Annotated in this window: 20 protein-coding genes; 19 read left to right on the forward strand and 1 reads right to left on the reverse strand. The window is 71.2% G+C overall.

From position 1 onward, the window contains the following. Positions 1-16 precede the first annotated feature (16 nt). The 15 genes from ABEB13_RS00690 (at position 17) to ABEB13_RS00760 (ending at position 14,244) form a co-directional block, all read left to right on the forward strand. The gene (locus ABEB13_RS00690; RefSeq protein WP_345703772.1) at positions 17-643 is read left to right on the forward strand and encodes a hypothetical protein; all 627 of its coding nucleotides are present in this window, start codon (positions 17-19) and stop codon (positions 641-643) included. 296 nt (positions 644-939) lie between these two features. Next, positions 940-1,455 carry a hypothetical protein gene (locus ABEB13_RS00695; RefSeq protein ID WP_345703773.1) on the forward strand — a complete coding sequence of 172 codons (516 nt, stop codon included), beginning with the start codon at positions 940-942 and terminating at the stop codon, positions 1,453-1,455. Positions 1,456-4,003: 2,548 nt separating this feature from the next. After that, positions 4,004-4,861: a replication-relaxation family protein gene (locus tag ABEB13_RS00700; protein ID WP_345703774.1), complete on the forward strand. Its 858-nt coding sequence runs from the start codon at positions 4,004-4,006 to the stop codon at positions 4,859-4,861. A 34-nt stretch (positions 4,862-4,895) separates the two neighbouring features. Further along, entirely contained in the window at positions 4,896-5,780 is an 885-nt protein-coding gene (locus tag ABEB13_RS00705; RefSeq protein WP_345703775.1) for a ParB/RepB/Spo0J family partition protein, read from the forward strand. A 197-nt stretch (positions 5,781-5,977) separates the two neighbouring features. Further along, positions 5,978-6,226, forward strand: a complete 249-nt coding sequence (locus ABEB13_RS00710; protein ID WP_345703776.1) for a hypothetical protein — start codon at positions 5,978-5,980, stop codon at positions 6,224-6,226. After that, entirely contained in the window at positions 6,226-7,332 is a 1,107-nt protein-coding gene (locus ABEB13_RS00715) for a DUF4417 domain-containing protein (protein WP_345703777.1), read from the forward strand. The genes ABEB13_RS00710 and ABEB13_RS00715 overlap by 1 nt, the downstream gene beginning before the upstream one ends. 78 nt (positions 7,333-7,410) lie before the next feature. Next, positions 7,411-8,103, forward strand: coding sequence for a hypothetical protein (locus ABEB13_RS00720; RefSeq protein ID WP_345703778.1), 693 nt, complete (start codon positions 7,411-7,413; stop codon positions 8,101-8,103). Then, entirely contained in the window at positions 8,025-10,118 is a 2,094-nt protein-coding gene (locus ABEB13_RS00725) for a hypothetical protein (protein ID WP_345703779.1), read from the forward strand. Before ABEB13_RS00720 ends, ABEB13_RS00725 begins: the two co-directional genes overlap by 79 nt. Continuing rightward, complete coding sequence (locus ABEB13_RS00730) at positions 10,091-10,294, forward strand: hypothetical protein (RefSeq protein WP_345703780.1); 204 nt, start codon at positions 10,091-10,093, stop codon at positions 10,292-10,294. The genes ABEB13_RS00725 and ABEB13_RS00730 overlap by 28 nt, the downstream gene beginning before the upstream one ends. Further along, complete coding sequence (locus tag ABEB13_RS00735; protein WP_345703781.1) at positions 10,291-10,428, forward strand: hypothetical protein; 138 nt, start codon at positions 10,291-10,293, stop codon at positions 10,426-10,428. The genes ABEB13_RS00730 and ABEB13_RS00735 overlap by 4 nt, the downstream gene beginning before the upstream one ends. 5 nt (positions 10,429-10,433) lie before the next feature. After that, the gene (locus ABEB13_RS00740) at positions 10,434-11,009 is read left to right on the forward strand and encodes a hypothetical protein (RefSeq protein ID WP_345703782.1); all 576 of its coding nucleotides are present in this window, start codon (positions 10,434-10,436) and stop codon (positions 11,007-11,009) included. Then, the gene (locus ABEB13_RS00745) at positions 10,991-12,676 is read left to right on the forward strand and encodes a hypothetical protein (protein ID WP_345703783.1); all 1,686 of its coding nucleotides are present in this window, start codon (positions 10,991-10,993) and stop codon (positions 12,674-12,676) included. Before ABEB13_RS00740 ends, ABEB13_RS00745 begins: the two co-directional genes overlap by 19 nt. Before the next feature lie 196 nt (positions 12,677-12,872). Continuing rightward, complete coding sequence (locus tag ABEB13_RS00750; protein WP_345703784.1) at positions 12,873-13,181, forward strand: hypothetical protein; 309 nt, start codon at positions 12,873-12,875, stop codon at positions 13,179-13,181. Positions 13,182-13,249: 68 nt separating this feature from the next. Next, on the forward strand, positions 13,250-13,792 hold the full coding sequence (locus tag ABEB13_RS00755) for a helix-turn-helix domain-containing protein (protein ID WP_345703785.1): 543 nt from the start codon (positions 13,250-13,252) through the stop codon (positions 13,790-13,792). Between the two features lie 2 nt (positions 13,793-13,794). Then, the gene (locus tag ABEB13_RS00760) at positions 13,795-14,244 is read left to right on the forward strand and encodes a hypothetical protein (protein ID WP_345703786.1); all 450 of its coding nucleotides are present in this window, start codon (positions 13,795-13,797) and stop codon (positions 14,242-14,244) included. Here ABEB13_RS00760 and ABEB13_RS00765 read toward each other — a convergent pair. Further along, positions 14,159-15,949 carry an ADP-ribosylglycohydrolase family protein gene (locus ABEB13_RS00765; protein WP_345703787.1) on the reverse strand — a complete coding sequence of 597 codons (1,791 nt, stop codon included), beginning with the start codon at positions 15,947-15,949 and terminating at the stop codon, positions 14,159-14,161. The genes ABEB13_RS00760 and ABEB13_RS00765 overlap by 86 nt on opposite strands. A 286-nt stretch (positions 15,950-16,235) precedes the next feature. Here ABEB13_RS00765 and ABEB13_RS00770 point away from each other — a divergent pair, with 286 nt between their 5' ends. From ABEB13_RS00770 to ABEB13_RS00785, 4 genes are all read left to right on the forward strand, one after another. Next, positions 16,236-16,481: a hypothetical protein gene (locus tag ABEB13_RS00770; RefSeq protein ID WP_345703788.1), complete on the forward strand. Its 246-nt coding sequence runs from the start codon at positions 16,236-16,238 to the stop codon at positions 16,479-16,481. 328 nt (positions 16,482-16,809) lie between these two features. After that, positions 16,810-17,289 (forward strand): hypothetical protein, encoded by a 480-nt coding sequence (locus tag ABEB13_RS00775; protein ID WP_345703789.1) that lies wholly within the window; start codon positions 16,810-16,812, stop codon positions 17,287-17,289. 55 nt (positions 17,290-17,344) lie between these two features. After that, on the forward strand, positions 17,345-18,097 hold the full coding sequence (locus ABEB13_RS00780) for a hypothetical protein (RefSeq protein WP_345703790.1): 753 nt from the start codon (positions 17,345-17,347) through the stop codon (positions 18,095-18,097). Beyond that, on the forward strand, positions 18,049-18,483 hold the full coding sequence (locus tag ABEB13_RS00785) for a phosphoadenosine phosphosulfate reductase domain-containing protein (protein ID WP_345703791.1): 435 nt from the start codon (positions 18,049-18,051) through the stop codon (positions 18,481-18,483). Before ABEB13_RS00780 ends, ABEB13_RS00785 begins: the two co-directional genes overlap by 49 nt. Positions 18,484-19,333 lie beyond the last annotated feature (850 nt).

The raw sequence follows: 19,333 nt of genomic DNA on the forward strand, positions 1-19,333 counted from the left end.
CCGAGGAGCGAGAACCATGACCACCCGCCCGGCCTCCCGCAGCGCCCGCCGCCCGCTCATCGCCTCGGCCTCGCTGCTCGCCCTCGCGGCCACTCTGCTGCTCCTACCCAACGGGCAGCCCCGGGGACAGGCTCCGCTGCCCGTCAAGCCATCCACTCAGCCCGCCACCAGCACGAGCGTCCAGAGCGTCCCGACCCCGGCTGCGCAGGCGTCCCGCGCAACCTCGCCCGCACCCGCGGCGCCCAGCACTCCCGGACCGCACCGGCCGACCTGCTCGCCGGCGACATGCCCGACAGCTACCTGCAGCAAGTCCTCGAGCAGACCCAGCCGGCCGACCTCCCGGCCGCGCAGGAGAAGCAACTCGTCGCCCAGGCCGACCAGGTCCTCCTCGCCGACCTCACCGGCCAGGGCCGCTCCGCCTTCCTCCTACTTCGGCGGCCAGACCGCCACGGCCGCCTGGTCGCACGTCCGCGTCCAGGCCGGCATCGCACGCCGTCACCCCGGCAGCAGCAGCCAGGTCGACGCCCACCTGGTGTACGCCGGCACCGACCCGCACGGCCAGGCCCAAGAACGCCAGACCGTCACCATCGTGCTCGCCCAGGCCCCCGGCGATGGCGGTTGGCAGCCGGTCGGCGCACCGTAGCAGCAGCTCGTGGGCCTGTAGCGATCCTGAAAACGTAGGTCGAAGCCGTCGCCGCCACCATGTCGAAGTCGCCCACGTCCACCTGTGGACCGGCGACAAGGGCGGCTCCCTCCGCTCCTGTCAGCCGCCCCGCTCCCGCCGGAGGCTATCCGCACTGCACGGCCGCGGCTCGTCAGCCCCCGGAAAATTCCTCACCGTCACGGTCACACCGGCCGCCTCGCCGCCATCTATGGAGAGGCGACAGGCCAGCTCCGTCCCCGGCCTTGGCGCCGGGGCCCTTGGAAGAGGACATCCGCATGACCGTCGTCGATGTGATCGACTCCATTCTCGGCGTCGCCTCGCACGCGCCCAGGCTCGCGCAGTCCGCCGGCCCGGCCGTGGCGGCCAATCTCCCCGGCATCGTCCTGGTCACCGCGCCGCTGCTGCTCCTGCTCGCTGCCGGGCAGATGGTGCTGGCCCGCCGTGCACTCGCCGACCGGGCCGGCGTGGAGCTCCTGCCCCGCCCCGGCTTCGACCCAGGAGAGGAGGACATCCTGCGCTTTGTCCACCAGCTCGTCCGCGCGCAGGCGAGCGCTTCCCGCTGGCACCTGACACCCCGCCGGGCCACCGCGGTGCGGATCCGCCTGACGTCGAGCGGCGGCCCGCCCTCCTACAGGGTGGAGGCCCGCAGCCGCACCCTGGCCCTGATCAGCCGTCACGCCTACGTCGGCTGCGAGCTGCGCGACCCCGAGCAGGAGCTGACCGCCGCCTCGGGCGTCACCATCACCTTCGAGGGCCCGGCAGACCTCGAGACCACCGGGGTGGCCGCCTGATGAGCAGCAGCCTGTCCAACGTCATCTCCCTGGCCAAGCGCCGCAGCCCCGAGAACGAGTCCCCCACCAGGCTCGACGCGATACTTGCCGACGCTCCGGAGCAGGACGAAGAAGGGCCTCATCCGGAGTTCGTCGCCCGTGCCGAGCTCACCCTGGCCATGCCCGACCACCTCGCGCTGCGACGGGTTCCCCTGCGCCCCGATCCCCTGCAGGGCATCACCGCGGCGCTGAGCTCGGTGAACCAGGAGGACGCAGAGCGGGCGGATGTCGTGCTCGACCTGATCCCCGTCACCGCGGAGCAGCTCAACCGCCGTCGCAAGCAGTTGCTGCGTTCCGGGCGCCGCGGCCGCGGCGCCGAGCCGATCCTGCCCGGCATGCCGCACGGCGGCGGCGCGTCGCTCGACCTCGGCGCCGTGATGGCGCAGGTGGCTCGGGAGGTGAAGCAGTCCGGCTCCTCCGCCAGCGGGCGCGGCAGCTCCGGTATCTCCGGTGAGGGCCTGTCGGTGCGGGCCGACATGACCGCGGTGCTGGGCAAGTACATGCCGCACGAGCCGAAGGAGCCGGTCTTCGCGTTCCAGCTGCTGGTGCGGGCCTCGTCCCGGGTCGAGGGCCGAGAGCTGATGCTGCTGGACGAGATCATCACGGCGCTGGAGGTCTGGAGCGGCGACAACCAGTGGAAGGAGGTCGGCCTCAACCTCCTCGTGCACCGGGTGGGGGCCGACTCAGTGCTGTACCGGCACCAGTTCGACCGGCGTTTCGCCACCGGGGAGTTCTCCCCGCGGCCGCCGGCGCTGGGTCAACGGCTCGGAGATCGCCGGACTGCTCAAGCCGCCCACGGTCCACAACGCGCACACCAAGCTGCCGGACGCGAGCGTCCCGCTGCCGCCAGGGGACCTGGTCGAGTACACCGGCCAGCGGGACCTGCTGCCGCTGGGCTTCGTCACCGGGCCCGACGGCCGGGAGTGCCTGGTCGGCGTGCCGCTGCGGTGGGTGCTGTTCGGCCTGTTCCTGGGCAAGTCCGGCTACGGCAAGACGGAGATGTCCCTGATCCAGGCGATCGCGCTCGCGCACAGCGGCCACGGGGTGATGTTCCTCGACCCGCACGGCGACGGCTGGCGCAAGGCCCAGCGGTTCCTCTCCCACGAGGGCCTGTACGACCGGCTGTGGGAGATCGACCTGTCGATCACCGACCCGGGCGCGATGGTCGCCTCCTGGAACCCGCTGTCGATGCAGGGGCGGCAGCCGAAGGACATCCCGAAGGTCGTCGGCGCGATCGTCGACTCCTTCGCCTCCGCCCTGAACTGGGGCGACACGAGCGGCCGCGCGAAGACGATCCTGACCCGCTCGGTGCAGTCCCTGGCCTATCTGTCGTACAAGTTCGCCGAGGCCGGCCACCCCGAGCTCGCGCCGACCGTGTTCCAGATCCAGACCCTGCTCATGGACGAGGACTGGCGCAAGCTCGTCGTCTCCTACCTGCCGCCCCGCCTGCAGAGCTTCTGGCGCAACAGCTTCCCCAAGTACCCGGGCGAGGCGGCGCCGGTCGTCACCAACATCATCGAGCGTCTGGACAGCTCGGACGCCCTGAAGGCATTCCTCGGCAGCCCGGAGTCGACCTACGACATCCGGCGGGCGATGGACGAGGGCAAGGTCGTGTTCATCTGCCCGGAGGGCTCCGGTGACACCGACCGGATCATCTCCTGCCTGATCATTTACGACCTGTTCCGGGCCGGCCTGTCACGCCGCAACATCCACCCCTCCCAGCGCCGGGCGTTCTGGACGTTCATCGACGAGCTCACCGCGGTGGACGGCGCCTCCAAGGGCCACCTCGCTGCGATCACCGAGCAGCTGCGCAAGTACATGGTCAAGCTGCTGGCGATGACGCAGATGATGCAGCGCCTGACGGCCACCACCAGGGCCGGCCTGCTGCAGAACCTGTCGATCCTGTCGACCACCGCGGCCGACGTCGAGGAGGCCGCGCTGGTCACCAAGCGGTGGGGCGGGGCGGTCGACCCGAACACCGTGGTCAAGCTGCGGCCCTACCACTACGTGATGTCCGTGAACCGGGGTGAGGGCATGTCCGACCCGTTCCGGGTGCGGGGCGCCAGCGTCGAGGAGGCGTACGCCCTCTACGACAACCCCGACGGCGCCGAGCGTCTGCAGGATGCGCTGAACACCAACCTGAAGCGGCGCCCCGTCGGGCAGATCCTCGCCGAGCTGGAGACCCTCGACGAGCGGATCTTCGACGGCGTCACCCAGTACCTGACCCCGGTCCGGGTCTCCGCGCGGGAGGCCGCGGCCGGCGACATCGAGTCCGAGCCCACCGGCCGGCCGCCCCGACAGCGCCCCGGCCCCGGCCGAACCGGGGCGCGCCTGGCAGCCCGATCGCGGGCGCTGCCGTCGACCCCGAGCAGGCGCAGTACGACCGTCCCGACGACGCCGACGAGGCATGGAGCACTGATCTGGGATGAACGCCGCCACCCTTCACCGCCCCGCCACGATGAGCCGCCTGGCCCAGGAGTCCATGACCGTGCTGTACCAGCACCGGCTGATGACCACCCAGCAGCTGCGCCGACTGCTCCAGCCCCGGGCGCAGCGGCCCGTCTATCTGCTGGACCAGCTCAGGCGCCTGGAGGATGCCGGGCTGGTCGAGCGGGTGCGCGCGCTGCATCGCAACCCCCGCCATGCCCAGTTCCTGTGGTTCCTGACCGAGGACGGCTACCTGCATATGGACGGCTCGCAGGAGAGCGTCACCCGCCAGCACCGCACCACCACCGCCACCGCCACCGGGCCTCGCCAGGCGCACACCCTGGCGGTGAACGAGGTCGGCATCGCGATGGTGGAGCACGCGCGGAGGGCGGGACATGAGTGCGGGCCGCTGGACTGGATGCCGGAGGTCGCCCACCGGATGCGGGACGGCCAGCGGCGCTTCGAGGACGGCCACGTCATCTCCGATGCCGTCCTGGATTACACGCACGTCGCCGGCGATGGCCGCCGCACGCTGCTGCGGGCCTTCGTCGAGCTGGACCGGTGCACCATGACCGTCACCCGGCTCGCGGACAAGGTCGCCGCGTACGGGCGGTACTTCGACTACATCCCGCAGGAGCACGACCGTGCCCGCCGTCCGAACAGGAGCCGTCCCGCCTGGCAGAGCACCTACTCCCGCTTCCCGCGGCTGCTGATCGTGCTGGACCACCAGTCCCCGCGTGTCCTGGGCTCCCGCACCAACGACCTCGGCGCGCTGACCGGCGCCAACCCCGGCCTGTCGGCGCTGGCGGCGCAGCTGTCCGTCGGCGTGACCACGCTGGCCAAGCTCCGCGAGCAGGGTCCGTTCGCCCCGATCTTCAAGCCGCTGCTGCGCAACCAGCCGCCCGCCGACATGTTCCTGCGTCCGCAGGCCGAGAGCTGAGCACCAGCACCACCCGTACAAGGAGGACAGCACCGTGACGACGACCAGCGACACCGGCCCGGACCTTGCGCCCGGCTCCGCCGGCGTCAGCATGATCCACCTGGCGGAGATCCTCCAGCGCCACACCCGCCTGGCGCAGCGGCGGTTCGTGATGCTGCCGTTGCGCGGGCCGGGCAGCGCCTACACCGAGCCCCAGGGCCGGCAGCCGGGCGATGCGACCGCCCCGGTCGAGCTCGCCGACCTGATCTCCGCCATCAGCGAGGTCGGGCTCCTGGAGCCGGTGCTCGTCGAGGAGACGCCGAACCCCGGCGGCGGCGCGCCGGCCATGCGGCTGGTCTCCGGGGAGCGCCGGCTGCGCGCCATGCGCTGGGGCGCCCTGCACCTGGAGGAGAACCCGCACTTCGCGTCCATCCCCGCCATCGTGTGCCCCGGCCCGCTGTCGGACGAGGAGCGTTCGACCTGGAGGTTCGTGGAGAACTTCGCCCGGGAGGACCTCAAGCCCGCCGAGCAGGCCGTCGCGCTGATGTACCAGCGCTGCGCGGTCCTGGTCGGCAAACTGCTGCGCGCCGGGAAGCCCGTGCCGCGCGAGGTCTACGAGATCACCGACGCCATCGAGCGGTTCCAGGCCCTGGAAAAGATCCGCGGCGGGGACCGGAGCTGCGCCGCGCCGTGGAGCGAGGTCCTCACCCGGCTCGGCCTGCAGCTGAGCGAGCGCAAGGCGATGGAGCTCGTGCGCGCCTTCAAGGAGTTGCCGCGCGAACTGAGCGAGGAGATGGACGAAGCGGGTGTCCGGCTCAACACGCGGATCCGCTACGCCCAGCTGCAGCGCGGCCGCGCGGATGCCGCGGCCGGGATCTGGGCCTCCTCAAGAACACCGGCCGGCTCCACCTGCTGCCCAGCGCCGTCGATATCGGCCTAGCCGAGCCGGACCTCGATGACGACGCCATCGTCGACGCCGCCGGCGAGCGGTTCGACAGCGCCAACGCCGGCCGCCGGGCGAAGCTCAGCCGCGTCCCCGCTGGCGAGGAAGCGAGCGGGCCACACGGCGACAACCCGGAAGACCTCGAGTCTGCCGACAGCGAGGCCCCGCCTCAGGCCAGCGATGCGCCGGCCGCCATGCCGGGGCCGGACGGCGAGCTGCCCGGAGTCCAGGGCCCGGACACGTCGGCGAGGCAGCGGCCGCTGGTCGAGCAGGCCGTCGTCCGCGCCACGCTCGACTCGCTGCGGGTGCTGCTCGCCGACCTGCGCACCGGCCACGACCTCGGCCGCTACGACCAGGGGTCGCTGCGTCTGGCGCTGCGCGAGCTCGAACCGTTCCTGGCCACCGACACCACCGCACCCGCTTCCCAGGAGGTAGCAGCCTGATGACCAGCATCTCCCTGCCCATGCCCACGGTCGGCGTTCCGCTGCCCGGCCGCGGCTGCGACTGCACCCGCTGCGCGTTCTGGATGGGCCCGGACGGCCGCGGCGGGCCGGCCACCGTCGAGCCGCTGTGTTCGGGCAGCAACGCCGACTGCAGCTACTGCGGCTGCGCGGCCACCGAGGCCGGCTCTTCTGCGGGTGCCTGTGGCAGCTGCCCGATCCGCTGCGGCTCCCGGACCGACATCGCCGCCTGGATGCACGACGTCGGCGGCACCCTCGCCTTCGACGACCTGAGCGTCGAGGGCGAGCTCCCGCAGCTGCCCTCGTTCATCCCCATGACCGACGGCAGCTCCGTCACCGCGCTGGACGCCAGCCTGCGCTGGCCCGCGTACGGCGTCGGCCTGCGGCGGGTCTTCAGCCCCGACACCCACACCATCTACCCGCGCTTCGCCGGCAAGGACGCACGCCAGGTCCTCGGGCTCGGCGAGCAGCAGAAGGCGGTGCTGGTCGGCTACGGCGAGGATCCGCTGGTGGAGGCGTTCTGGTCCTATCGGCGCCGTGACGGCCTGGTCGAGGAGCTCGCCTCGCAGGCCTGGGACGTGATCCTCTCGCCGAACTACTCGATCTACGGCAACTGGCCGCGGGCCGAGCACCTGCTGAACATGCGCCGCTGCCTCATGATCGCGCAGGAGTTCCACGAGGCCGGCGCCGTGGCGGTGCCGAACGTGTACTGGTACCGGCTGCAGGACCTGGAGCGCTACCGCGCCTGGTTCGACGACGTCCCCGCGCCGGGCGTCGCCATGAATCTGCAGACCGTCCGCGAGAACAACAACTGGGACTCCTGGGCGCTGCCGGGCCTGTACTGGCTGGCGGAGAACCTCCCCGAGGACCTGCCGGTCCTGCTCACCGGCCTGTCGCGAGCGGACCGCATCGCCCAGGCCGTCGCCCTGTTCGGTGACCGGCTGACGCTGATCAGCCAGAACCCCCACCAGTACGCGCTGCACGGCGCAGTGATGACGGCGAACGGGCGTGAGGACATCCACGCGCGGCCCGGCGACGCCTTCGCAGTCACCGTCCGGTACATGTCCTCGCTCCTGCCGCGACGGTGACTCGAGAAACATCCCGGCCGCGGTCACACCGCGTCCGTGGCCGCCATCTATGGAGGGGCGAAGAGGAAAGGAGTCCCGATGTCACAGCCCCACCCTGCGCCCGCTGCCACCGACCCGGCCCCTGGCGGGACCATCGACCAGTGGCGCCTGGCCGTACTGTCGGTCTGGCACCCGGCCCTCGGCGCGCCCCTGGACCCGGTGGCGGTCGTCGGTCTCGACCTGCGCCCGGGCGCCCAAGCCCGGGTGCACCTCGCCTGGGTGCCACTGGCCTTCGAGGCCGCCGACCCGTGGCGCGAGCTGCTGGCCGGCGGCGTCACTGGAGAACTGCTGGATCACTGGGCCGCGCAGCACACCACGGTGGCCGTCGACTTCGTCGATGTGCCCGAGGGCGCCGTCGACCTCGCTCACGCCGCCGGGCTCGTCCTCGACGAGCTCCTCGCCGAGGTGCTGCCGAACCTCCCCGAGCGAGGAGGGCTGATGGGCACCAACTCCAAGGCCAGCCACCAGAGCTACACCATCGCACCAGCCGGTGCAGACAGCTCGGACGACAACGCCCAGCCGGGAAGCGGTGAAGCCGTCAGCCAGGAGTATGCGGAGGCAGCCGCGAGCCTCGTCCTGGCCACGCAGCTCGCCCAGCTCATCGGCGACGGCGGCATCGACTGGGAGTCGGACCCGAACTACCCCTGCTCGATGTGCCGGACGACCCGGTCGAGAAGTTCGACCAGTTCGCCGAGCAGATCAAAGCCGCCCGCGAGGCCGTGGAGGCCATGAAGGCCGCCGGCGCCTCAGACGAGGAGATCGCCGAGAAGCTCAAGGACATCAAGGCAGCCTCCCTGACGTATCTCACCGCGCTCCCGCCCTGGGAACTCCAGCAGATCGCCGCAGCGAAGGGCTTCGAACACCCGGTACTCGTCGGTCTGTCCGGCAAGGGGCAGCACCCCTTGGTGCACTGGCTCGACCCGGCCTACGACCAGGACATCAAGTCCAAGGCCGCGATCCAGGCCGCCGCCCACAAGCGCTACCAGCAACTGCTGGCCGGCGAGACCTATGGCGGCCTGACACTGGGGGACGTCCACCAGCTCGAAGGCACACCCATGCCGCCCACGAGCGGCGGCTGGCCCGCCACGCCGGAGCAGGTACAGCAGGCCCAGACTGCACTCGCTACGGCCATCGACGAGCTGCCGGACAAGCCCCAGCTGGTGAACGGCGAGCAGCTGGCGGCGCTGTTGAAGGCGGAGCGGCACCTCGCTGGCGCCGAATGCCCCGAGATGGGCGACGCCCTGCAGGCGGCGAAGGCGAAGGCCCACCAGGATGTCGACGCCTACCTGGACAAGGCCTGGGTGAAGGCCCACAACACCGAGCTGGCGGCCAAGGAGGCGATCGACGCCGGCCTAATCACCGAGCAGCAGGCTGGCCTCGTGAGCGGACATCAGCTGGTAAAGCTGATCCGGCCGAACACCGACGCCGCCACGCTCACCATGGTCAAGGAAGGCATCGCGAAGCGGCAGGCGCAGCTCGACGCTCTCGACGCCGCAATGAGCGGTTACCTCCCGGTCGGCAAGGACACCAACGGCGCGCTCACACTCGCTCCCCTTGGGAAAGGGACAGCTGAACAGCAGAGCGAGGCGGTCAAGACCGCCGCCGAGTGGGCCGCCAGCACCGGCAAGCTGTACGAGGCGCAGCAGGCTGTCACGTCCTGGGCGAGCCAGATGGTACTTCCGCCAACCGATCTGACACAGCAGCACCCCGGCCTGGACAAGGAGAACTTCGTTCTCCCGTACAAGGAGACGGAGGCGCTCAACGCGTGGGCCAAGCAGCAGAAGCTCGCCCACCTGAGGGAGGTTGCCGAGCAGCTCGGCATGACCGCGGCCAGCAAGGCATCTCGGGCGCACGTGCAGAAGTTCATCGCGGGTCACTTCCACCCCAACTGGAAGCAGCAGCCGGCGTACGTCAACCTCGCGGCGGAGCAGGCGGAGAAGAAGAAGGCGGCCAAGGCAAGGCAGGCTGCGGTAGCTCCGCCCACACCGACGGCACCCGCCACCTCCGCAGCACCGGCGGCCGCGGCAACGGGCGCGGGCGCCACCCTCACCGGGGCGCCGGTCACCCCGGTCGCGAAGCCCGCCAGCCCCAAGCCAACAGCCCCCGCAGCGTCCGGAGGGGCGTTCGCGGCCAAGAACAAGGCGCTGGTCGCAGCGCTGCAGATGGCCGGCGCCAACGCCTCCGATCTGCCCAAGCGCGTCGAGTCCGCGCAGGTCGCGGCGATGTCGTTCGGGCCTGCGCAGTCCGCGGCGCTCGGCGGTGCGCACAGCAAGACCCTGCACCAGGGCCCGGACGGGGGATGTGGCTGTTCAAGCCGGACAAGCAGGCCGGCGGCGCCCGGGCGGCCGCGGAGGCAGCGGCCTCCCACGCTCTGGACCTGGGTGGCGTCCCCTCGGTGCCGGTCTACCAGAAGGCGATCGGCGGCCAGCCGGGCTGCATCCAGCCGATGGTCAAGGGCGCCAAGACGCTCGGCGGGAGTCCGTCGTCCTGGACGCAGGGCCAGGTGGACTCGATCGTGCGCTACCACGTCGGCGCCTGGCTGGTCGGAGACCACGACGGCCACGCCCAGAACATGCTCGAGACGCCGTCGGGCGGCCTGGTCAACATCGACCGCGGTCAGGCCTTCAAGTTCTTCGGGCAGGACAAGCTCGATCTCGGTTACGCCCCGAACAGTGGGTACGGCTCTGTGCCGGTCCAGCAGCAGCTGTACTCGGCGTTCATGGGCGGCAGCCTGGCCGCGGGGGTGAAGGTGAACCCGGCCGTCGCCCACCCGGTCATCAAGTCGTTCGAGGCGATTCCGGACGCTCAGTGGCGGGCCGTGCTCCACGACACCGCGCACCAGGGCGCGACGGCGGGTCTGCACTGGGTGCCGAAGATGCGGGCCCGGGCCGCCAAGCAGCACGGCGTCCCCCGGCTCAGGTGACGCCCACGCAGATCGCCGAGGCGTTCCTGGACCACGCCTGCGAACGCAAGGCGACGCTGCGCGGCGACTTCGCCTACTTCTTCACCAAGCAACTGAAGCTGTCCTCCGCCGCCGCCCTCAAGCACGGGAGCTGACCTCGATGGGAACGAACTCCAAGTCCACGCACCAGTCGTACACGGTCGCCCCGTCTACCGCGGCGACCCTGGACCCGCCGGCACCTGCGGCCGTGGCCGAGCAGCCCAGCCCGGCCGAGGCGGCCCAGCTGATCGCGGACCTGTTCAACGCGCCGTTCGAAGGCGGGACCGGCGCCGCGGCGGCGCAGCCGATGGCCGGCGTCGAGATGCCCGCGGAGCCCGTCCCGCCGCCGGCATCTGCCGACGCCGGGAAGGCCCGGACCACGGACGAGCCACCGGCGCCCGGCGAGGGCGAGTGGGATCCGGTCGAGCAGTCCCCAGCGGCCGAGCCGGATGGGCTGGAGGAGGCCGAGGGGCCGGCCGCCACCGGCGATGGGATGCCCGCTCCTCGGGAGCCCAAGGAAGAGGAGGAGGATCCGGCCGAACAGCCGCTGACGCCGGTGCCGGAAGCCCCGGTCAAGGGGCTGGCGATCGGTGAGCCGGTCCTGGTGGGCGGCGCCGACTTCCTCAACTCCGCGGCCACCTTGGTCTCCTACGACTCCTCCGACGGCACCCCCGCGAGGTGCTGCTGGCCCATGTGAACGAGGAAGCCGAGGAGAAGCTCCTGGACGCGCTCGCGCTGTCCGAAGAGAAGCTCGTTCCGGTGCAGGTCACCAAGGAGGTCACCGGCCGGCTGGAGCTCGACGAGAAGGCCAGCCTGCACGAGCTCGTGGCCCAGGCGGCGAAGTCGGTGAACCACAAGCTCAAGAACGGCATGGACGTCCCGCAGTCCACCCACGACAAGATCACGGCGGCTGTCAAAGCCGTCGCCACGGCCGCACAGGGCGCCACCGCCGACGAGGCGGCCATGACCCGCTACTACCTGGAGCAGCTGGAGACGATCGCCGAGAAGGCGAAATCCGGGCTGGGCGATCAGACCTACGCCGACGGCGGGAAGATCCCCATGGTGACTCCCTACCTGCACACCGGCATCGCCACCGTCACGGAGATGGTGCCCGCGCCGGCCGACAACCCCGAGCCGGGGCAGCTCTCGGCGAAGCTCCGCAACGCCAGCCGGATCAAGGCCTCCTTGGACCCGGCCACCGGTGAGGCCTCCTGGAACGGCACGTCCCGCGCCCAGGCGACGGGCAAGGAGTACCTCATCGACATGGGGGACGGCTGGAGCGCGGTGTACCGGCCCTACGGCCTCAACCAGCCTGGGAAGGCCGAGTTCAGCATGCGCGGCCAGCTCGAGGTCCACGCCCCCGCAGGGGCCGGCCACGGGCCCGAGCTCGTCTCCCGACTCGAGCAGCTCCACCTCGCGAACAAACCGATGACGGCCAGCGAAGGCGAGTGGACCTACCTTGCCAACAACATCAAGGCGCAAGGCCTGGCCTCGAACCCTCAGGTCAAGGAGGCGATGGACGTCGCGAGAGGGCTGGAAGACCTTCAGGTCCAGGAGCTCTTCCACGCGCACGCGCACGAGGCAGTCGGCATGGACGAGGCCGGCCTCTCGGCGTTCGCGAAGAAGCTCCAGCTGCAGGCCGCCCACGACGTCCTGCCCAAGCGCGTCGCCGTGGTCCGCGACGCCGTGGGCCAGGCCGCCGGCTTCGCGGACGGAGCTGCGCTGAGCGCGAGTCCCGGCTACCAGCCGACGCCGGCCAAGTCGGGCGGGTGGCTGACATGGAGCCGCTTCGACGTCACCGGCAACCCCGAGGCCTTCGCCAGCGCCTGGCAGGGGCGCAGCCTCGTGCACGGCATGGGCGGCGGAGACGTCACCACCCTGTTCGCGACAGGAGTGCTCGCCTCCACCGAGCGCCGCGCCGTCATGGGCACGAGCAAGGGCGTCGGCATGAGCGAGAGCCAGGACAAGTTCTCCGGCGGCGCCAACAGCGTCTTCCTGCGCGTCAAGGACACGCTGGAGGCCGGCTACAGTGGCCACGGGGTCCGTCTGGTCTGGGACGACCCGGCTGTGCTGATGAAGCGCAGCGACTACTACGCCTACAACGGCGACCACTTCGGGGCGCTGCACACCGCCAACGGGAAGAGCACCTCCGGGCAGACCAGCGATCCGATGAAGATCGCGACGTTCAGCTCCGGCTCCAACGAGGTGATGTTCAGGGACGGCATCGACCTGCTCGGCTCGGAGGCGCCGAGTCGCGTCCTGTGCGGCAGTGCGGACGACCGCGACAAGCTTCTGACGTTCTTCGCAGACAAGAAGATCACCCACCTCGGCGGCAAGCCCGTCACCGACGTCGTCGATATCTGACCCACACCCACGGAAGGGACGCCATGAACTTCTGGACCGACCAGCTCACCGCCCTGCTCGCAGGCACCCACACCACCACTGGCGATCCACTCGACGCCGGCGCCCAGATCGTCGTCACCAACCCGGACGGCACCGAGGCCTTCCGGGCCGCCCTCGCCCGCCACTGGCGCGAGGACGAGGACGACGCCAACCTGCTGTGGATCCGGCCAGTCGTGGGCGGGGGCCATCCCCCGACCACGAGTTCGGCTACGTCTTCAACCTCAGCCTCGCCCGGCGGCGAGCGCTGCACTGGCACACCGCTGGCGTCGACGGCCGCGGCCGCATCGTCCTGCGTCTGGCCGCCTCCGGGGGCGGTGAAGGCCAGACAGCCCGCATCGAGCCGGCCAGCGGGGCGGAGCTGGAGGAGCTGGAGCGCTGGGACACCTTCGTCGACCTGCTCTCCCCGAAGGAGGAGCAAGCCTTGGAGGAGCTGGCTGAGGACAGCTGGAGCGGACGCTTCGCGTGACGTCCATAATGTATGAGTGACATAATGTACGCAGTCGATACGGGGAGGAGCGCACGATGCGCCGCGGGGTGAGCAGCTTCAGAGCGGACCGCCTGATCGCTGAGCGGACGAAGGCCGGCCTGGGCCGCCAGGAGCTGGCCCAGAAGGTCGGCATCCGTCCTGCCGTACTCGACGACTACGAGGCCGCTCTGCGAACGCCGAACGCCAAGATGCTCGCCGGCCTCGCGGACGCAGTCGGATGCCAGATGAAGGACCTTCTCGATCCCGCCGAGGAGCCGGACCTGCGGACTCTGCGCGAGCAGGCCGGCGGCCTGGGGCCGGCTGCGGCGGCCGCGGCTGCGCAGATGTCCCGCGGGGCGTTGGCGATGCTGGAGGCTGGCCGAACGGGCGAGTTGAAGGACAGCGTCGCCACGGCCCTGGCCGCGGCGTACGCCACCAGCGAGGAGGAGGTGCGCCAGGCGCACCAGCGCAGCGTGGCGTCCGCGCGGTCGACGGCGCCGATCTGGCTGACCGAGCGGACGCTGCATCGCCTGGCCGACCACCTGGATCGGACGCCCGACGAGCTGCGCGAGCTGATCGAGACCGTCCAGGACGAAGAGCGGAGGGGATGAGAGTGAGCACCGAACGTGGAAGCGCCATCACGATCGCGCGGACCCAGGCGCTGCGCAGCCCGCTGCCGGGACATGAGGCGGGCCTGCCGGCCGACGCGCCGTGGCTGCGCGCGCGGGCGCAGCGGTTCGCCCGGGCGGCCGGGCTGCGGTTTCTGCTGGTCCTGGATACGGCTCAGTACACGCGGCTGACGGGGCAGCAGATCGGTGTCGAGGTGGTGGGCAGGGCCTATCGGGGGCCGGAGAGTGCCCGTCTCACGGTGCCGCTGCTGTACCTGCAGCAGGCCGCCCTCGCGACCCGCACCGAGGCCGACCAAGTCCTGGCGCACGAGGTCACCCACCTGAAGTGGCCGAGCTACGGACACAAGGTCACGGCATTCGACCGCGCCCAGTGGCTGCTCGACCAAGTCGGCGCTTCGCTCGAAGCGTGCGGACCGGGGTACGCCGGCTGTTGACCCGCGGCTCCGAGCCTGAACGGCAATGGGCCGCCTCCTCGCGCTGAGGGGGCGGCCCATCGGTGTTGCGCCGGCTGCTACCAGTCCAGGAGCGTGTGCTGGTCGAAGCGGCTGGGGCGCGATCGACCGGTGCGAGTGGGGGACGGGGGCGGTGCCCGGCGAGGCGGTAGACCGCTTCGAACATGTCGCGGTTGTGGTCCAGCCGCCACCACTCCAGGGCCGTGTGGACATCGGCGAGCGCGTCGGCGGGGCTCTTGCCGCTGAGCAGGCAGCTGTACCGGGCGGCGACGGCGGGGGTGCGGCTGCGACCGGCCACGCAGTGGAGGAACACCCGCTTCCCCTCCTGGCGCAGCTGCTGGACGATACGCGCGGCCTGGTCGACGACGAACGCGGTGTCCGCGTTGGCTCCTGCGCGGTCGACCAGCCAGACCCGGATGTGCTCGACGCCGGTCTGGGTCAGAATCGGGCCGGATCCGACGCGGCAGAGGCTGACGACGGCGTCGATCGGTGCGGGGCCGGCGACGGTGGTCTGGGCGAGGTTGCCGATGATCAGTCCGGGGTCGTCCGGGTGGAGGACGGCGAACGGCTGACCGCCGATCTGCGGGTGCGGCATCCGCTCGACCCTGGGCCAGCCCTTGGAGTCGTCCCGGCCTTTGTTCACCGTCAGGACCGCGAGGCCGACCAGGTCGGAGGCGTCCTGGCTGGGCCACCCGTGGATCAGGCGCTGCCAGTTGAGCGGCACTGCCGATCCACCCCAGCGTGCACCGAGAAGCGCTCCGGCGATCGCGGCGACGGTGTCGGTGTCGTGGCCGATGCGTACGGCGTTCTCCAGGGCGAGCTGGAGGTGCTGGCCGACGAAGGAGCCGCTGGCGGGGTCGGCTGCGGGCACGGGGGTCTGGGTGATGGCGGCCCAGGCGGCCTGGAGCGCCACGACGACGAAGCCGTTCTTGCTGGCGAAGGTGTGCGGGGGCCGGTTCTCGGCCTCGTCGAGCCAGGCGGCCCACTGGGCGCGGCGGTTCGCGGGGAGCAGGGTCAGTCCGGCGCGGACCCCGTCGAAGGTGCCGTCGAGGACGGCGGTGCGGATGCCGGAGCACCACAGGATGCATGCCTCGGCGCTCAGGGGGTCGCCGTGGGTCAGGTCGCTGACTGCGCGGGCGGCGCTGGCCATGGCGCGCGGGTCGGTGTCCAGGTAGCTGAGGGCGACGATGCCGGTCCGCATCAGGGCCCCGTTACCGGCGCCGAGGCCGGTCCGCTTGTACTGGGCGGCGGCCTGGCGGGCCATCACCTGGTGCAGCGGATCATCGGACTCGGCGTGCGCCCTCTTGGCCATGCCGAGGACGGTCCGGGTCTGGACGCCGACGTCGGTGGCTCCGTCGCGAAGCCAGATCAGGAAGTTGTTCGCGATGGCGTCCAGGGCGTTCGGGGTGCGCAGATCGGCGCCGCTGGCGGCGACGTCGGCGATGCACCACTGCATCTGCGTGTCATCGCTGTACTCGCCGGGCCGGTACGGGCCGTAGCCGCCGCCAAGCATCTTCGGCTGCTGGTCGGGGCGCATGGTGCCCTTGCCCTCGTAGTGGACGCCGAGAGCGTCGCCGGCGGCAGCGGCGAGAAGGACGCCTGCAGCGCGGTCGGTGCGGATCTCGGTCAGCAGCGGCCGCGGCACGGGCTGTGCGGGGCGGCGGGTGCTGGTGCGGCGGTTCGGCATCAAGTCTCCTCGTAGATCCGGCGGGCGTGCTGGACGTCGTACGGCTGAGGGGCCCGATGTCCGCACCACCGCGTGCATTTCGTCAGGGTGACGATATGAGCATAGACATGGCATTGCAAGATAGCAATAACCAATGTAGATTGGATGTCACTCGGCGGGGCTCCGTGCCGGACGGCACCGCATCGCAGTAGGCGAGCCGAGCCCCGCACCCCCTCCACACAAGTCAGCTCGGCCGCGCGATTCAGCTTTCGCATCGGCACCGGCGCCCGGAAGGACTTCGCAGACCATGAACTCCCGCGCCTGGATGCGCATCAGCATCAACGGCAGCCCCACCTACACGCGCATGCACACGTCCACCAACGACGACCAGGACCTCGGCTACCCCTCCGGGGACGCCTCCTGGACCGACGAGCTCAGGCCCACCGAGCAGCGCCCCGACGCGCTGGCCTACGCCCGGCAGCTCGCTGGCGTCTCCCGCATCGGCATCAGCGGCATCGAGGTCGAGGTCTTCGTCAACGGAGAGCGCGCATGAGGGCGTCCACGGTACCCAGCGAGCGCACGATGCTGCCTTCGACGGCCAAGCGGCGCCTGGACCAGGCGGAGGCGGCCGCCAGCACCGCACACCAGGCATGGCGGCTCGCCGACGGTGGCGACGCCGAGCAGGACGCGCTGGCCCTCTTCCGCGCCCGCTCTGTCGTGGCTGCAGCCGCCCGCCAGACGATCCGCGCCGAGGGCACGCATCACGACTGCAGGATCGCCGCTCCGCGCACCTTGCCGGGAGCAGCGCGCCTGGCGCAGGTGACCGCCCCGGGCTACGAGATCACCTGGCACCAGGAGGGGGCTTCTCGGGTTCCGGTGTCGTGGAGTTCGGCACCGTCAGCCGCCGTCAGGCTCGCCGGTACCTGGCCGCACGCCGCGCTGGCGGCTTTCGGCTGTTGCACGACCTGGGCGGGGCGTTCTACGCCGTCGGCGCGACGAGTTGGTACCGGCTGCGGGCCACCGCCGCCCCGGTGCCGACCGAAGCCCACGTGCTGCACGCCGCCTTGCGGGCGTACGGGGTCACCGACTCCTTCACGAACAGCGGCGGCGGCGTCCACTACGTCGTCGTGCCTCTTGGACCGGTGCCTGCCGAGCCCCTCGACAGCTGCCACATCACCATCGCTGCCGGAGAGCATACGCAGCGGCACCCGCAGGACCACGAGGAAGCCTTCACGGCCTGGCTCTGCGACGACGCCGGAAACCCCGTCGGCGGACCTCTCTACCTCGGCGTCAGCACCGACTGCGCCATGGATGCCGCCCTGTGCGCCAAGGCAGTGGCCGGCTGGCTCGCCCGGCACTGATCTCTGCTCCAGCTCCCCCACCCTGCTCCCCTGGAGCATCACCCATGGAGACCACGTGTCCAATCCCGTCCAGATGCTGCTGAACCAGCTCAGGCTGGGTATCCAGACCAGCGGTGCCGTGCGCACCGCCCGCAACGCGACCCGCCGGCCGCCCAAGGCCGGTCATGACCCCCGCACCGACCACGCCCGTCTGCGCTCTGCACGGAGCAAGGCCAAGGCGCAGCAGGCCGCCTGGCGGGCGGCGTGGCGGGCATGCCGCAATGGTGCATTCCGTGGTTCCGCGCGGCTGGCTGCCGATGCCGTCCTCGTGGAGCTCGCGGCCGACCCCGTGGAGCTGATGCGGCGGGTTGACGCGGTGATCTACCACAGCTCGGCCGGCAAGGACTCGGTCGTGGGGCTGCACCGGGCGGTCCAGGCCGCGAAGCGCGCAGGGTGCCTGCACAAGCTGGTCGTCGTCCACGCCGACCTCGGGCCCGACACCGAGTGGCCTGGTGTTCGGGAGTTGGCGCAGCGGCAGGCCGAGCGCTACAGCCTGAGGTTCCTGGTCGTCGCGGCCGACGGCGGCTTCGTCGGGATGGTCGAGAAGCGCGGCATGTTCCCTGATGCGAAGCGCCGGCTGTGTACATCGTCGCTGAAGCGCGACGAGCTGGCCCCCATCTACACGCAGATCACCGCCGCGCTCGGGTTGGACGACCAGGCGCTGATCGTGTCGATCTACGGCGTCCGCGGGGTGAGTCGGCGGCCCGGGCCAAGAAGTCCGTGCTGTCTCTGGACTCCCGCGCCAGCAGCGGCAAGCGCCTCGTGCTGACCTGGAACATCATCCATCACCTGTCCACGACGGACGTGTGGTCGGAGATCAGCGATAACGGCCTGGAGTATCACCCGATTTACGACGCCGGCCTCGAGCGCCTTTCGTGTGCCTACTGCATTTTGGCACCGGATGCCGCGCTCGTGCTGGCCACCCGGGTGTGCTTCGCCCTCGGTTTGCCCATTCCCACGGTGTACGTCGACCTGGAGCGCCGGATCGGCCACACCTTCAAGCCCGACCAGACTCTCGCAGGGGTGGTCGCCGCCGCTCGGATGCTCGACGCCTTGGACGGCCCCCTCACCTGGCGCCGCGGCGACGCCGTACGGCGCCACCTCGGCGAGGAAGCCTGCCGGCGCTGGGAGCAGAGCCTGGCCTTCGCGGCCTGACCCCGCACCTGGCCCGCCGACCGACCGTGGCGCAGCCAACGGGTAGCCGCGGACGGACACGCCGCCGACCCCGACACTGCACCCGCATTGCAGAAAGGCACTTTCGGCTGTAAGGTTCGTGGCGCGCCCGCCCCTGCGGGATTTCCCCTTCCGGCTGGCATGCGGCCGGCCGAACCTGGAGACGTCGAATGACTCAAGATCACGCTCCACTGCCGATGCCGGTTCGGGCGATCGCGGCTCGGTACGACGTCGCGGAGCAGGCTGCTCGGCGCTGGACGAAGGACGAGACGTTCCCGGAGGCTGTGAAAAAGGGTCGCTGGGACCCGACTCTGGTCGACCGGTGGATGCGAGTGAACAACCCCGGCGCCTGGGCGTACGCCCAGCGCCGCGAGGAACGAGAACCCGCTCGGCCTGCCCGAACTCCCGGAGAAGGAGTTGCTCGACGCCAGGCGCTTCGGCGAGATGATGGCCCACCTGCGGCCGAACCTGCCGGAGGGCGAGCGGGCAGTACCTCCGACGACCATCCGCACCTACGAGGCGCGTGGCTTCGTCCCTGCGGCGGACCGCCGGCCAGAGGACGGCATGGAGCCGGCCGTCGACTTCGTGGGCTGGCACTGGTCCACCGTCCGGGAGCGCATCTACGCGAGCCGGCAGCTGTCGGCCACGCGCGTCGCCGTAACCGCAGCCGGACGGGGGAGTCCTGATGGCCGGCGGCCGCAGCTTCGTCACCCGCCAGGACATCCGGTCGAAGTACGGCGTCGGAGCCAACGTCGTCACGGGCTGGATCGCCCAGCCCGGCTTCCCGGCCGCACAGGCTACGCAGGCCGCAGGGGCTGGCCGCGGCCGCGAA

This window comes from Kitasatospora paranensis (genome assembly GCF_039544005.1).
In the GTDB taxonomy this organism is placed as follows: Bacteria; Actinomycetota; Actinomycetes; order Streptomycetales; family Streptomycetaceae; genus Kitasatospora; species Kitasatospora paranensis.